Raw genomic sequence first — 13,152 nt, 5'->3', positions numbered from 1 at the left:
TGGGCGTCGATCAGGACTTCTCGACCCGGCACTGCTTGGTCTCCGTCTTCGTCGGGTCGCTCTCCGAGGTCGCGGTGAGCTTCACGAATCCGGTGGTCGCGGCGGCGGCGGTGGCACCCACCGACACCTTGACAGTGGTGGCCTTACCGAACTGGGCGGTGGCGAGCTGGTTGGGCAGCCAGGTCCGCCAGCCCTTGCCGGCGACCTCCGCCGACAGGCGGTAGACGTCCGACTTCAGGTACGCGCTGACGTTCTCCGGGTGCTGCTGGCCGCCGGCCGAGTACGAGCCGGTGTTGGTCAGCTCGAACGAGCAGGTCACCCCGCGGTTGGTCGGCTTGCCGCCGCCGGTCACCTCGCCCTTGCCCAGCGTCACGCCGTGACTGCTCGGCCCGCCGGTGCCGTCGAGCGAACGCACCGCCACTGTGTAGGAGAGCGAGCCGGCCGAGTCCCGCTTGAGGTCGATGATGTAGAAGTGCAGTCGGTTCGCCTCGTCGACGTACTCGTACTGGCTGCCGGTGTCCGCGCCGGCGTGGAACAGCGCGTCGGAAAGCTGCCGGTAGTCACCCATGGTGATCTTCTGCGGGGTGCCGTCGGGGCGGTAGAAGTCGATCATGTCGATGTCCTGCGGGTTGGCGTCCACCACCCACTGGAACGGCGCGCTGTCGGCGTTCTTCGTCTTGCTGACCAGCACGCCGCTGTCCGGGGTGAAGGAGTCCGCGCCCATCCGGTCGACAACCTCGACCGTGTAGTTGTTGAAGTTGCCACCGTCGCACAACGGGTCGGTGCTGACACCACACGTCGGCGACAGGTCCTTGTTCAACGCGATGTTGACGCCGCTCAGGCCCTTCGGGCCGGCGTCGACCGCCCGGGCCGTGACCTGTGCGACCACCAGACCCGACGAGGCCAACGACTCCCGCGACAGTCGCAGCACGTGCTCCTCACCGACCAGGCCGATCTTGATCTTGTCCCGCAGGGTGTGCAGCGAACCCATCGAGCCGCCGTTGGTCGGTGGGATCTGCCAGCGGGTGTGCGGACCGCCCGGGCCATTGAACGACCCGCGCGACATCATGCTCCAGATCCCGGTGTACGCCCTGCGCAGCGGCTCGCCGTACGGGTTGTTGTAGTTGTCGCCGATACCCAGCAGATGGGACAGCTCGTGGGCGTAGACGCCCATGCCGGAACTCTCCCCCTGCGTCGAGGAACCGCCGCCGGCGTTCGGCCACAGTGTCGCCGCCGCCTTCCACGAGGTCCAGTCCACGTAGCGGGTCTTCGCCCAGTTCGGCAGGTTGGGGTCCGGCGGGCCCCAGGCGTCCGGCACGTCCTCCTTGTTCTGGAAGATCATCTGCCCGAACTCCTGCCAGGTCGACGACTCGTCCTGGCCGGCGCTGAGGATGAACACCAACTCGTACTGGTTGGCGACCTCCTCGCCGACGGCTGCCCGCCAGGCGCCCAGGCCGTCGGTGCGGATGTTCTTGCCGCACACGTCCCCGCTCGGGCAGGCGCCCGGGTTGAACCCGTTGTCCAGCCCGTACTGGTAGGACTTGGACGGCATCTGGTACGGCCCGAACCCGGTGAGGTCGACGCCGTAGCGGCCGTTGGAGTCCTGCATCCAGTACTCGTGCAGGGTGTGGCCCTTGTTGAGGGTGTTCGGGGTGTTCAGGAAGTCCTGGTAGAACTTCGGCACGTCCGCCCGGGGGATGTTTGTCGCGACGGACTGGGGGTTGCCGAAGACCGTCGATCGGGCCCGCTGGGAGACCGCGAACGTCTCGTCCGGATAGTCGAGCGCCACCAGGGCGATCTTGAAGTTGCGGACCGAGCCGGACACGCTCGGGTCGGCCCAGTTCTTGCCGGGCACGGCCTTGTAGTCGTTCCAGGTCATCGTGTCCGGGTTCTGCCAGGCCTGCGGATCGAGGACCTGGAACGGCGCGGTGCCGCCGGCCGGGTTGGCCGGGGCCGCGGCGGCCTGCGCCGCCCCGGTAGCCACGAGCGTGGTCACCACGGCGGCGGCCAGCACGGCCCGCCTCAGCCGGGCTCGGTTGGGGGTACGGTGCACGAAACCACCTCTCGTCGGAGGAAACGCGGTGCCGGCGCCCCGGTGGGGGCTTTCGCGAAGCGCCTGTCAGCAAGCCGCGCAGCGAATCTAGGAGGGCGGGTCGGTGCCGGTCACCGTGCAGATGTCGGCAGGTGAGCCGGCCACTTCCGACACCTGAAGGACCGACGCCCCCGACGGCTCAGCCAGGGGAGGCTCCCGAGGCCGGTTCGGTGGTCGCCGCCAGGGCCCTCCGCACGTCCCGGCGTACCCGGTCGGCGGCTGCCTCGGACAGGGGTCCGCGCGGCGGGCGGCACCGCCCACCGAACCGTCCGGCGCACTCCATGGCGAGCTTGACGGCCTGCACCGACTCGGGCCGGGAGGACCAACCGAGGATCGGGTGCAGTTCGGCGTAGAGCGGCAGCGCCCGGCCCAGGTCGCGGGCGACGCACAGCTCGTACAGGCGCACGGCCTGGCGGGGCAGCGCGTTGGGCAGGGTGGCGACCCAGCCGGTGGCGCCGCACAGCACCAACTCGAGCACCACGTCGTCGGCGCCGACCAGCACGTCGACGTGGGGGCAGAGGTCCCGCAGGCGATGCAATCTGCGTACGTCGCCGGTGACCTCCTTGACCGCGACGATCCCGTCGATCTCGGCTACGGTCGCCAGCAGGTCCGGTGTGAGGTCCAGCCGGGTGTCGGACGGCTCGTTGTGCGCGACCACCGGCAGGCCGACCGCCGCCACCTCCCGATAGTGGGCGACCACGTCGGCGGGGCGGGCAGCGGGCCCTTCAGGTGGCCGCGCCAGCACGCCGTGGGCACCGGCCTCGGCGGCCTGCTCCGTCCAGCGGCGGGCCTGTCTGCTGCCGTAGCCACCGACGCCGGGCACCACCGCGCAGCCGGGCGGCGCGGCCTGCACCGTCGCCTGAACCACGGCGGCCCGCTCGTCGTCGGTGAGAGCCCGGTACTCCCCCACCGACGCGCACGGCGCGACCCCGTGGCACCCCTCGGCAGCGAGCCAGCGGACGTGTTCCTGGAGCTTGTCGACGTCGACCGACAGGTCGGCGCGGAACGGCGTGGTGATGGAGACCAACACGCCCCGCCAGGGCCTACCAGTTCCCACTCGCAAGCCCCCTCTCCGCCGGTACCGCCAGGTGTGGCGGCGCCGAGGCGATCCGTACCGGAACCATAGGAACGTCCGCCGCCGCGGTCTTCGGACAGATGCCGGAACAGCCGCGTCACCGCCCGTCTTTTTGTCGTGACTTCGACAGTGGACCTTGCGCGATGACCCATCGGCACCGGAGGGTAAGGACTGGCGGTCGCGCGATCCCTGTCACGCAGCGCAACCAGGGGAGTTATATGCACGGTGAGCTCCAGCGAATCGTCGACGCCGTCGCCGCCCGGGTGGGGCGACCCGCCCTCATCGAGGATCGCCGACAGCGGGTGGTCGCCTACAGCGAGCACGACGGTCCCATGGACGATGTCCGGCGGACGTCGATCCTGCGCCGGCAGACGACGCCGGAGGTGATTGCCTGGTTCCGGGACATGGGCGTGCTCACGGCTCACGTGCCGATCCGCACCCCCGCGTGCGCCGAACTGGACCTGCTGGCAAGGGTGTGCGTGCCGATCCGGCACGACGACCTGCTGCTCGGGTTCGTCTGGTTCATCGACGCGGACGGTTCGATGACCGATGCCGACATCGCCACCGCGACCGGCCCCTTCGCCGACCTGTCGCTGGCCCTGTACCGGGAGAACCTGCTCGGTGAGCTCGCCTCACAGCGGGAGACCGAGGCCACCCGCACCCTGCTGGTGGAGAGCCGGCAGGCGCGCGAGCACGCGGCGCGGGCGCTGCTGGAGGAGGGCGTGGTCGTCGCCGACGGGTCGACTGTCGCGCTCGTCGCCCAGCTCGTGCCGGCCGCCGGGCGGCAGCCCGACGAGGTGGCCCGGATCGCCCTGGAACAGGCTCTGGTCAACACCCGCCGCTGGATCGGCGTGCGGGAGACGCTGCACCTGGTCTGGCACGACCACGGGGTACTGCTGGTCTGCGGCGACCGGGTCGCCGGCCGACCCTCGCCGGAAGCCTCCGCCGGGCACCTCAACGACGCGCTGGGCACCGCGACCCGGGGCCTGGCCTCGGTGGACCGGACGGTGACCGGGATCGGCCAGCCTCGTGCCGGGCTGTCCGACGCTGTGGAGTCCTACCAGGAGGCCGCACAGGCCGCCCGGGTCGGCACGCAACTGCCCGCGCTGGGCGGGGTGGTCTCCTGGGCCGGGCTTGGCATCTATCGGGTGCTGTCACAACTGGACACTCAGCACCTCGCCGTCGCGGGCGTCCATCCCGGGCTGGAGCGGTTGCTGCGCGACGATGCCCACCAGGTGCTGCTGGAGACCCTGGAGGCCTACCTGGACCTGGCGGGCAACGCGCACGCCACCGCCGAGAAGCTCCGCTTGCACCGGACGACCCTCTACTACCGGCTGCAACGGGTGGAACAGCTCGCCGGGACCGACCTCAAGGACGGCAACGAACGGCTGTGCCTGCACCTGGCCATGAAGCTCGGTCGGCTCACCGGCCACTACCGCACGCCGTGACGCCGCCGCCCGGACGGTCTCCGGCGTTCCTCGTCAGACGAGGCGGGTCATCCACCCGTACGGGTCGGCGGCCCGACCGTACTGGATGTCGAGCAGGTGGCGGCGCAGCCGCATGGTCACCGAGTCCTCGGCGCCGGCCTTCGGGGCCGTCACCTCGCCACCCTCCCAGACCAGGCGCCCGACCGGCGTGACCACGGCGCCGGTGCCACATGCGAAGACCTCGGTGATCGCGCCGGAGGCCACACCCTCCTGCCATTCCCTGATCTCCACCGGGCGCTCCTCGACCTCCAGGCCCAGATCCTTGGCGAGGACGAGGATCGACGCCCGGGTGACGCCCTCGAGGATCGTGCCGAGTGCCGGGGTGACTATCCGTCCGTCGGCAGTGATGAAGTAGAGGTTCATGCCGCCGAGCTCCTCCACGTAGCGGCCCTCGGCGGCGTCCAGGAAACAGACCTGCTCACAGCCGTGCTCGGCGGCCTCGACCATCGGCGCCAGGCTGGAGGCGTAGTTGCCGCCGCACTTCGCCTCGCCCGTGCCGCCCCGCGCCGCCCGGGTGTACTCGGTGGAGAGCCAGATGGAGACCGGCTTGACGCCACCGGAGAAGTACGCGCCGACGGGGCAGGCGATCACCATGTAGGTGATCTCCTTCGCCGGGCGAACCCCCAGGAACGGCTCGGAGCCGAACATGAACGGCCGCAGGTAGACGCTGTATTCGTCTTCGTCCGGCACCCACACCTGATCCGCACGGACCAGTCCCTCGACCGAGGCCATGAAGTCCGGCACCGGCAGCTCGGGCAGTGCCAGCCGCCGGGCGGACCGGGCGAAGCGCTCGCCGTTGGCGTGCGGCCGGAACGACCAGATCGAGCCGTCTCGGTGCCGGTACGCCTTCATGCCCTCGAAGATCTCCTGGGCGTAGTGCAGGACGGCCGCCGCGGGGTGCATGAGGATCGGACCGAAGGGGATGATCTCGGAGTCCTGCCAGCCGCCGTCGGGCCTCCACACCGCCCGTGCCATGTGGTCGGTGAAGTACGTGCCGAACCCCGGATTGGCCATGACCTCGGCTCGCCGCTGCGCGCTCGCCGGGCTCGGATTCTGGTGCAACGGGAACGACAGGCTCATCGCCGGGTCCTCTCAGGGGCCGCATCCCTGGGCGCTCAGGTCACCGAGCACGAACACGCAGGGGAGGTTGTCGGATGACGGGTGCAGAATACCGACGGTGCGCCATCCGCTCGGGGCGCGGCGCGTGCGTCCCGTCGTCTCGCCAGCTCGCGGCGCGAGGCGATGCCGAGCTTGCGGAAGATTTTGCGTAGGTGATAGTCCACGGTGCTCGGGCTGATGAACATCTGTGCCGCCACCTCCCGGTTGGAGGCACCGTCCGAGACCCGCCGCGCGATGTCCCGCTCCTGACTGGTCAGGCAGCGGCTCTGGGTGAAGTGGTTGGTCGTGTCGTGGCCGGCCAGCCTGCTGCGCAGTTCGCGGCGGGATGCGACGCCGAGCCGGTGGAACACTCCGCGTAGGTGATGTTTGACAGTGTGGGTGCTGATGACCAGGTTCGTCGCGACCTCGGAATTTGTGGAGCCGGCCGCCACCAGTAGGGCGATCTGTTCCTGCCGCGGGGTCAGTACCGCATCGGGAAGGACTCGGGCAGGCTCGGCTACGACGCGGTGCATGGTGCTCCTCGGGCGAGGGTTCGGGGTCTCGACGACCATCCGATCGCACCGCGGTGCACGACGAGTGCAGACTGAGTGCTCGCCCTATGCGCTCAGGACGCGCCCCTCATCAAGCTCAAGCGGGCCCGGACATATGCGACCATTGTTCGATATGTCTCGGCCTGCTCCATGCCGGCGAACTCGATGAGTTCCCGGAAGCCGTTGTCGGCGATCAGGTTCTCGAACTGCTGGCACCCCCGTTCCGCGCGCACCAGGTCGCCCAGATCGAATGCGGCCCGCGCGAGGATCGCCGCGACGGCACACCGGGGTCCGTCCGACTCACAGACGCCTTCCGCCAATCCCCACTCCGACACCTTCACCGCTTGTTCGAGGCGGCCGAGTTTCCAGGAGGACTCGGCGATGAGCTGCGCGCAGTAGATCTTCAGGTGATCGAGGTGCTGCGCGACGGCAATGGCCAGCCCTTCGTCAGCGAGCCGTGTGCCGGCCTCGAACCGGTCGGACCCCAGGAGCGCTCTCGTGAGTGTCAGCAGCGAGACGGCGAGCAGTTCCTGCCTCCCGGCAGCGTCCGCTGGCCTTCAATGCCCTGGTCGAGGAGTCCAAGGAGCCGGCCTGGCTCACCATCCCCTCGTGGTCTGTGGTCGGCAAGCAGGACGCCGTCATCCCCGCCGCTCAGCAGGTCGCGATGTCCAGGAGGGCCAAGGCGCACACGATCGAGATCAACGCGCCTCACCTATCCATGGTCACCGACGCGGGCGCGGTCACCAACCAGATCGAGGCCGCCGCCAAGGCGACCGACTGACACGACGGCCCGACCGACACGTCGGCCGGCCGTGGCATCGCTCACCGCGATGCCACGGCCGGCCTTTCCGCCACCCGGCTCACGGTGCTGCCGGGCTCAGGAGACCGTCAGGCGGTCGTCCGGGCCGCCTCCAGGATGACCTCGGTGACCTCGCCGGGATGCGAGATCAGGCCCAGGTGACCGGCGTCGATCCGGGTGATGTCGGCGCCCGCCCGCTTCATCATCTCTTCCTGGCGGGCCGGCGGGATGACCCGGTCCTCGGTGCCGATGACCGCCCACACCGGGATCGTCTTCCACGCCGGCTCGGTGGCCGGCACACCCAGCGCGTTCGTGGCCAGAGCGGTCTGGGTCACGGCGAGCACCTCCGCCTGCCGCCGGGGCAGACCGTTGGCGAAGCCGGGGATGAACACCTTCGGCAGGACGTACGCGTCGGCCGCGCCCTCCGGGGCGCCGGGGAACGGTACGAGCTTGAAGACGCTCGTGGGGTCGGTCAGGGCCGGTTCGAGAATCGAGCCGGAACCCGCGGTGAGCTCTTCCACGGTCTCCCCCTCGTCCGGGGCGAAGGCGTCGACGAACACGAGTGCCTTGACGTTCTTGTTGCCGGTCGCGGCGTCGCTCGTCACGAAACCGCCATAGGAGTGGGCGGCGATCACGATGGGACCTTCGATGGTGGACAGGAAGTCCTTCAGGTAGCCGCTGTCGATCGACGGCCCCCGGTTGGGTTGCGGCGCGACCTGGACATCGAAACCACGTGCCTGGAGTCTCTTGACCTCCCCACTCCAGCTCGAACCGTCCGCCCAGGCGCCATGCACCAGGACGATGGTTGGTCTGGTGCGATGCCCCTCGTCCGGGGTTGGTCGCGCACCACCGTCCGCGGACACGCCTGGGGCGGCTGAGCCGAGCACCGTCACCAGCGTCGCGGCGGCGAGCGTTGCGGCGATGGTCTTCGGCCGACGTAGCGAGATACCGAGCATGTCTCTTCTCCCTCGCTGGTCTGTGGTTTCCGAACGCGGGCAGATGTGCGCAGCCGCTGACGCGATGACGTGCCTGATCGCCCCACCTCACCGTATTCACGCCAACCGCGAATCTCGGACAGAAAAGGAAAATAACTCAACTTTCACCTGGCGGGAGGACACGCCACCAAACGGGCTCATGACCTCCCCTCCTGCCGACCGCTCCCCCAACTTCCCGTTATCTGTAAACAACCCTTGATATTAAGCGTCACGAACGTCAATATGTGGAGGTCGCGGGTCGTCGAAGCCTGGGGAGTGAGCAATGAGAAGACGTCGGATTTTCGCAGCGGTGGCCGGGGCGGCGATGACCGTCACGGCCGCCGTCGCCTTCGTCCCCAGCAGCATGGCGGCCGTACCCTCGGCCAGCGCCGTTCCGATGGTCGCCTGCACCGCCCCCACCTGGGCCGAAGGACCCACCTACCAGGCGGGCGCCCAGGTCACCTACGGCGGCCGGCTCTACCAGGCGCTGGTCACCCACACCGCGCACCCCGGCGCCGGCTGGAACCCCGCCTCGACTCCATCGCTCTGGCGTGACCTCGGCGCGTGCTCGGGGACCACTCCGCCGCCCACCACGCCACCACCGACCACACCTCCCCCCACCACGCCACCACCCACCGGTGGGACCTGCGCGGTGAAGTCGCGGCCCACCGGCAAGGTGCTGCAGGGCTACTGGGAGAACTGGGATGGGGCCTCCAACGGCGTGCACCCCGGCCTCGGCTGGATCCCGATCACCGACAGTCGGCTCAACCAGCACGGCTACAACGTGATCAACGCGGCGTTCCCGGTGATCCGCTCGGACGGCACGGTCCTCTGGGAGAACGGCATGGACGCCGGCGTGAAGGTTGCCACCCCGGCCGAGATGTGCCAGGCCAAAGCCGCCGGCGCCACCATCCTGATGTCGATCGGCGGGGCCGCAGCGGGCATCGACCTGAGCTCCAGCGCGGTCGCCGACCGGTTCATCGCGACGATCGTGCCGATCCTGACGGCCTACCACTTCGACGGCATCGACATCGACATCGAGACCGGCCTGACCGGCAGCGGCAACATCAACACCCTGTCCACGTCGCAGGCCAACCTGATCCGGATCATCGACGGCGTGCTGGCCCGGATGCCGTCGAACTTCGGCCTGACCATGGCTCCGGAGACGGCCTACGTCACCGGCGGCAGCGTGGTCTACGGCTCGATCTGGGGCTCGTACCTGCCGATCATCAAGAAGTACGTGGACAACGGCCGGCTCTGGTGGTTGAACATGCAGTACTACAACGGCAGCATGTACGGCTGCGCCGGCGACTCGTACCCGGCGGGCAGCGTGCAGGGCTTCACGGTGCAGACCCAGTGCCTGAACAACGGGCTCACCATCCAGGGCACCACCATCCGGGTGCCGTACGACAAGCAGGTCCCGGGCCTGCCCGCGCAGATCGGGGCCGGCGGCGGCCACCTGTCGGCGTCGTTGGTCACCCAGGCGTGGAACTCCGTACCCGGCCTCAAGGGCCTGATGACCTGGTCGGCGAACTGGGACGGGTCGAAGGGGTGGACCTTCGGCGACAACGTGAAGCGCTTGCAGGGCCGCTGACGGCTGACCGACGCCGGGCCTCCCGCCAGCCGTACGTCGGCAGGCGGGAGGCCCGGCGCGGCTGACAACCGTGCGGCATCCGCCGGCGGTTTAAGCGGACATTCCCCTGTGGCCAGTTCGAGTTCACCGCATCGCTCTACGGTGCCAGCGGACCGAGAACGCTCTGCTCGTACCTGGAGAGATGAGGATTGATGGCAGTAAGCAAGCGGGTGGGCCTGACTGCTGCGGCGGTCGCGCTGACCCTGACGCTGCCGGGCGCCGCGACCGCGGCGGCGGCCGAGCGGAACACGTGGGACCAGGCGGAGTTGTTGTCGTTCGCCGCGTTGCCAGCGGCAACCTTCGTTCCCGGCAGCGAACCGTCCGGCTCGTCGCTCGGCAGTGCCCCCATCAACGGGATCACCCCGCCGTTCGCCGACCAACCGATCCAGGGGTTCAGCGGCGTCCTGCGCAACACCGACGGCACCTTCGACGTGCTGTCCGACAACGGCTTCGGCAACAAGGCCAACAGTGCCGACTTCGTGCTGCGTGTTCAGCGGGTAGCGCCCGACTTTGGCAGCGGCGCCGTGGACGTGCTCGGTGGCATCAACCTGACCGACCCGTACGGCAAGGTGCCATTCCCGCTCACTCGTGCCGACCGCGTGCTCACCGGAGCCGACTTCGACGTCGAGTCGATCACCCGGACGGCGGATGGCACGTACTGGGTCGGTGACGAATTCGGTCCGTACCTGCTGCAATTCGACCGGGCGGGCCGCTTGCTACAGGCGCCGGTGCCGCTGCCCGGGGTTTTCGCCCCCGAGAACCCGGGCCGCGGCACGACCCCGGCCAACCTCGCCAGCAGCAAGGGCTTCGAGGGCATGGCCCAGTCGCCAGACGGTCGCACGCTCTATCCGCTGCTTGAGGGCACGACCACTGGTGATCCGGCCGGCACCCTCCGGCTCAACGAGTTCGACACCCGGACCAACGCCTACACCGGCCGACGCTGGGCCTACGCGCTCGACTCTCCCGCTCACGCGATCGGTGACGCCATCATGGTCGATCGCGACCGCTTCCTGATCATCGAGCGCGACAACGGCCAGGGCGAGACGGCACAGGTCAAGAAGATCTATCTCGCCGACAAGCGCGACCGGAACCACGACGGACTGCTCGACAAGACGCTGGTCGCCGACCTGATGGCAATCGCCAACCCTCGCCACGTCGGTGGGTTCGGTGACCCGTTCACGTTCCCGTTCCAGACGATCGAGGACGTGGTGATCCTCGACGACCGCACGCTCGCCGTCCTGAATGACAACAACTTCCCGTCGTCGGCGGGCCGGACGGCCGGCCAGGCGGACAACAACGAGTTCATCGTGATCAAACTCGACCGCCACCTGGACGCGGACAAGCGCATCCTGCGTCGCTACTGAGCCGCTCTCAGCGGGGTGGGCAGACCGGCAGGCTGTCCACCCCGTCCCGGGCGGCCCGAGCGCGCACCGAATGATGTCGCGTGGCTCATGCCTCAGCAGTGGGTCGGCTGTGCACCACCAACTCGTCGATCTCCAACCGGCCGACCCGCAACTCCCGCACGACCGCCCGGCGGATCACCAGCCGCCCGATGACCAGCGCCCCGACGGCCACGGCCCCGACGGCCAGCGCCCCCACGGCGAGGGCACCGACCGACGCCGCGCCCGCAGCCCGCGCGCCGGTAGCCGCCGCGCCCGTCGCCACCGCGCCGTCGGCACGCGTTCCGGTCAACCGCATCAGGTTCACTTCTCGCTTCATCGCCCCATTGTCCGCGTGCCGCCAGCCGGGTGCCGATCAGGTGCGAAACGCCTCGATCGTGAGCGCGGCGAAGCGCCGAGAGGCGGCAGCCCGCGCGTTCGTCGAGGTGGCGTACAGGCCACCGTTGGCCATCAGCATGAGAACCAGATCGTCCAGGCCCACGTCAGGCCGCAGGTGGCCGGTGCCCTTGGCCCGGCGCATCAGTTCGGCCAGCGAGGCGAGGGCGGCTTCGCGCTTCGCGGCGAGGTCCACGGCGTGGGGAAATGCCGAGGTGAACGCCGCGGTGAAGCCTCGGCTTCGGGCTTGCAGCTCACACAGTTGTTCGATCACGAGACACAGGCCGCGCCAGGGGTCAGGGTCGGTGAGCCCTTCGTCGACGACGGCGACGCACGCGTTCATCTGATCCGCGAACGCCTCCGTGGCCAACGCCTGCTTGGTGGGGAATCGGCGGTAGAGGGTGGCGGGGCCGACTCCGGCGCGTCGGGCTATCTCACGCATCGGCACGTCCATGCCTTCGGCGGCGAAAACCGCCCGGGCGGTGTCGAGGATGCGCTCACGGTTGTCCAGCGCGTCCGACCGCAGGTTCTGAGTCAAATGGCCACCCACTCTCTCACTCTAGCTAAACGGACGCATGCGTCCACTACCGTTCGGGCGTCCGCAGGACTGACGTGGGAAGGGTGACGAACAGTGAAGGCAGTAATGATCAGGGAGTTCGGCGATCCCCGTGGGCTGACGGTCGTCGACCTTCCTGTCCCGGTGCCCGCTCCGGGGCAGGCGTTGATCACCATTGAGGCGGCCGGTGTGGCTGGCGCCGACGTCCTGATCCGAAGCGGCGCTCTGGCCGCGTACGGCTCCCGCGAGGGTCACATTCCGGGCGGCGAGGTTGCCGGCACGATCACGGCCGTGGGCGACGGCGTCGACCCCGCGTGGATCGGGCAACGCGTCTGGGCCTTCACCGGTACGGGCGGCGGCTACGCCGAGCAGGCAACCGCCCCGATCGCTGAGGTTCTGTCCCTGCCGGCGGGCCTCTCCGCAGTCGACGCCGTGACGCTCGGCAGCTCCGGGGTCGTGGCTCACTTCGGCCTCGCCCACGCGCACTTCTCGCCCGGCGAGACGGTCCTGGTCCGTGGCGCGGCCGGCAGTATCGGGATCATGGCGGTGCAGCTCGCCGTCAGCGGTGGTGCCAGCGCCGTCGCTGTCACGACCTCGTCGCCTGAGCGCGGCCGTCGGCTTCGCAGCCTCGGTGCCACCCACGTGCTGGACCGCTCCGGGGCTGGGGGTTCGGACGTTCCCACCGGCTACGACGTCATCATCGACGTCGTCGCGGGCCCGGACATGCCCGCGTTCTTCGACCGACTCAACCCCAACGGCCGGCTCGTGGCCGTCGGGGCGGTCGGCGGCCAACCGCCAGCGGACTTCGGGACGAGGTTGATGGCCGCGTTCCAGAAGTCGATGTCGTTCGCCACCTTCAGCGCGGCGACGGTGACGGCGGCCGCTCGACAGGCCGTACGCACGGAGCAGTTCGCCGCCGCCGCTCGCGGGGAACTCCAGACCATGGTGCACGAGGTTCTGCCGCTGGAGCGGGCGGTGGTGGCGCACCAGAAGATGGACGGTGGCGAGGTATTCGGACGAATCGTCCTGACCGTGAGCCCCTTCCACTGAATCCGCTGCACCAACCGGGGTGGTCTCTTAGGCTGCGTGGGCGGGGCGCCCGGTTCGACGAG

The 13,152-nt window shown here is 69.4% G+C and carries 13 protein-coding genes; 5 read left to right on the top strand and 8 right to left on the bottom strand.

Features of this window, described 5'->3' with window-relative positions:
* Window positions 1-10: 10 nt before the first annotated feature.
* Together ACLQ3F_RS08570 and ACLQ3F_RS08565 are read right to left on the bottom strand one after the other, a co-directional pair.
* Window positions 11-2,053 carry a M6 family metalloprotease domain-containing protein gene (locus ACLQ3F_RS08570; RefSeq protein WP_425847624.1) on the bottom strand — a complete coding sequence of 681 codons (2,043 nt, stop codon included), beginning with the start codon at window positions 2,051-2,053 and terminating at the stop codon, window positions 11-13.
* A 178-nt stretch (window positions 2,054-2,231) separates the two neighbouring features.
* Window positions 2,232-3,149, bottom strand: coding sequence for a dihydrodipicolinate synthase family protein (locus tag ACLQ3F_RS08565; protein WP_425847622.1), 918 nt, complete (start codon window positions 3,147-3,149; stop codon window positions 2,232-2,234).
* 236 nt (window positions 3,150-3,385) lie between these two features.
* Between ACLQ3F_RS08565 and ACLQ3F_RS08560 the strand changes: the two genes are divergently transcribed.
* A complete protein-coding gene (locus ACLQ3F_RS08560) occupies window positions 3,386-4,615 on the top strand; it encodes a PucR family transcriptional regulator (RefSeq protein WP_357207027.1) in 1,230 nt (409 codons plus the stop codon).
* Between the two features lie 33 nt (window positions 4,616-4,648).
* Here the strand turns inward: ACLQ3F_RS08560 and ACLQ3F_RS08555 are convergent, their stop codons facing one another.
* Genes ACLQ3F_RS08555 through ACLQ3F_RS08545 form a run of 3 tightly spaced genes read right to left on the bottom strand, consistent with a single transcriptional unit; the run spans window position 4,649 to window position 6,644 of the window.
* Window positions 4,649-5,734 carry a branched-chain amino acid aminotransferase gene (locus ACLQ3F_RS08555; protein ID WP_425847620.1) on the bottom strand — a complete coding sequence of 362 codons (1,086 nt, stop codon included), beginning with the start codon at window positions 5,732-5,734 and terminating at the stop codon, window positions 4,649-4,651.
* A 35-nt stretch (window positions 5,735-5,769) separates the two neighbouring features.
* Window positions 5,770-6,324, bottom strand: coding sequence for a response regulator transcription factor (locus ACLQ3F_RS08550; protein WP_425847619.1), 555 nt, complete (start codon window positions 6,322-6,324; stop codon window positions 5,770-5,772).
* Window positions 6,325-6,377: 53 nt separating this feature from the next.
* A complete protein-coding gene (locus ACLQ3F_RS08545; RefSeq protein WP_425847617.1) occupies window positions 6,378-6,644 on the bottom strand; it encodes a hypothetical protein in 267 nt (88 codons plus the stop codon).
* Window positions 6,645-6,805: 161 nt separating this feature from the next.
* On the opposite strand from ACLQ3F_RS08545, the gene ACLQ3F_RS08540 reads away from it, so the two are divergent.
* A complete protein-coding gene (locus ACLQ3F_RS08540; protein WP_425847615.1) occupies window positions 6,806-7,084 on the top strand; it encodes an alpha/beta fold hydrolase in 279 nt (92 codons plus the stop codon).
* A gap of 107 nt (window positions 7,085-7,191) precedes the next feature.
* On the opposite strand, the gene ACLQ3F_RS08535 is transcribed toward ACLQ3F_RS08540, so the two are convergent.
* The gene (locus tag ACLQ3F_RS08535; RefSeq protein ID WP_425847614.1) at window positions 7,192-8,058 is read right to left on the bottom strand and encodes an alpha/beta hydrolase; all 867 of its coding nucleotides are present in this window, start codon (window positions 8,056-8,058) and stop codon (window positions 7,192-7,194) included.
* Between the two features lie 301 nt (window positions 8,059-8,359).
* Between ACLQ3F_RS08535 and ACLQ3F_RS08530 the strand changes: the two genes are divergently transcribed.
* Together ACLQ3F_RS08530 and ACLQ3F_RS08525 are read left to right on the top strand one after the other, a co-directional pair.
* Complete coding sequence (locus ACLQ3F_RS08530) at window positions 8,360-9,670, top strand: carbohydrate-binding protein (protein WP_425847612.1); 1,311 nt, start codon at window positions 8,360-8,362, stop codon at window positions 9,668-9,670.
* A 191-nt stretch (window positions 9,671-9,861) separates the two neighbouring features.
* On the top strand, window positions 9,862-11,073 hold the full coding sequence (locus tag ACLQ3F_RS08525; RefSeq protein ID WP_425847610.1) for an esterase-like activity of phytase family protein: 1,212 nt from the start codon (window positions 9,862-9,864) through the stop codon (window positions 11,071-11,073).
* An 85-nt stretch (window positions 11,074-11,158) separates the two neighbouring features.
* Here ACLQ3F_RS08525 and ACLQ3F_RS08520 read toward each other — a convergent pair whose 3' ends face one another.
* Window positions 11,159-11,428 (bottom strand): hypothetical protein, encoded by a 270-nt coding sequence (locus tag ACLQ3F_RS08520; RefSeq protein WP_357207513.1) that lies wholly within the window; start codon window positions 11,426-11,428, stop codon window positions 11,159-11,161.
* Window positions 11,429-11,464: 36 nt separating this feature from the next.
* Window positions 11,465-12,034, bottom strand: coding sequence for a TetR/AcrR family transcriptional regulator (locus ACLQ3F_RS08515; RefSeq protein ID WP_357207509.1), 570 nt, complete (start codon window positions 12,032-12,034; stop codon window positions 11,465-11,467).
* A gap of 81 nt (window positions 12,035-12,115) precedes the next feature.
* Here ACLQ3F_RS08515 and ACLQ3F_RS08510 point away from each other — a divergent pair, with 81 nt between their 5' ends.
* Window positions 12,116-13,090, top strand: coding sequence for a zinc-dependent alcohol dehydrogenase family protein (locus tag ACLQ3F_RS08510; protein WP_425847607.1), 975 nt, complete (start codon window positions 12,116-12,118; stop codon window positions 13,088-13,090).
* The last annotated feature ends 62 nt before the right edge of the window (window positions 13,091-13,152 follow it).

Source organism: Micromonospora sp. DT15 (genome assembly GCF_049841475.1).
GTDB lineage: Bacteria > Actinomycetota > Actinomycetes > Mycobacteriales > Micromonosporaceae > Micromonospora.
Note: the sequence above shows the minus strand (reverse complement) of the source record. Positions and strands in the feature narration are given on the sequence as shown.

Bases quoted from the DNA above. Each gene is read 5' to 3' on its own strand.
- ACLQ3F_RS08525 (WP_425847610.1), top strand. From the start codon at position 9,862: ATGGCAGTAAGCAAGCGGGTGGGCCTGACTGCTGCGGCGGTCGCGCTG.
- ACLQ3F_RS08520 (WP_357207513.1), bottom strand. From the start codon at position 11,428: ATGAAGCGAGAAGTGAACCTGATGCGGTTGACCGGAACGCGTGCCGAC.
- ACLQ3F_RS08530 (WP_425847612.1), top strand. From the start codon at position 8,360: ATGAGAAGACGTCGGATTTTCGCAGCGGTGGCCGGGGCGGCGATGACC.
- ACLQ3F_RS08550 (WP_425847619.1), bottom strand. From the start codon at position 6,324: ATGGTCGTCGAGACCCCGAACCCTCGCCCGAGGAGCACCATGCACCGC.
- ACLQ3F_RS08560 (WP_357207027.1), top strand. From the start codon at position 3,386: ATGCACGGTGAGCTCCAGCGAATCGTCGACGCCGTCGCCGCCCGGGTG.
- ACLQ3F_RS08555 (WP_425847620.1), bottom strand. From the start codon at position 5,734: ATGAGCCTGTCGTTCCCGTTGCACCAGAATCCGAGCCCGGCGAGCGCG.
- ACLQ3F_RS08535 (WP_425847614.1), bottom strand. From the start codon at position 8,058: ATGCTCGGTATCTCGCTACGTCGGCCGAAGACCATCGCCGCAACGCTC.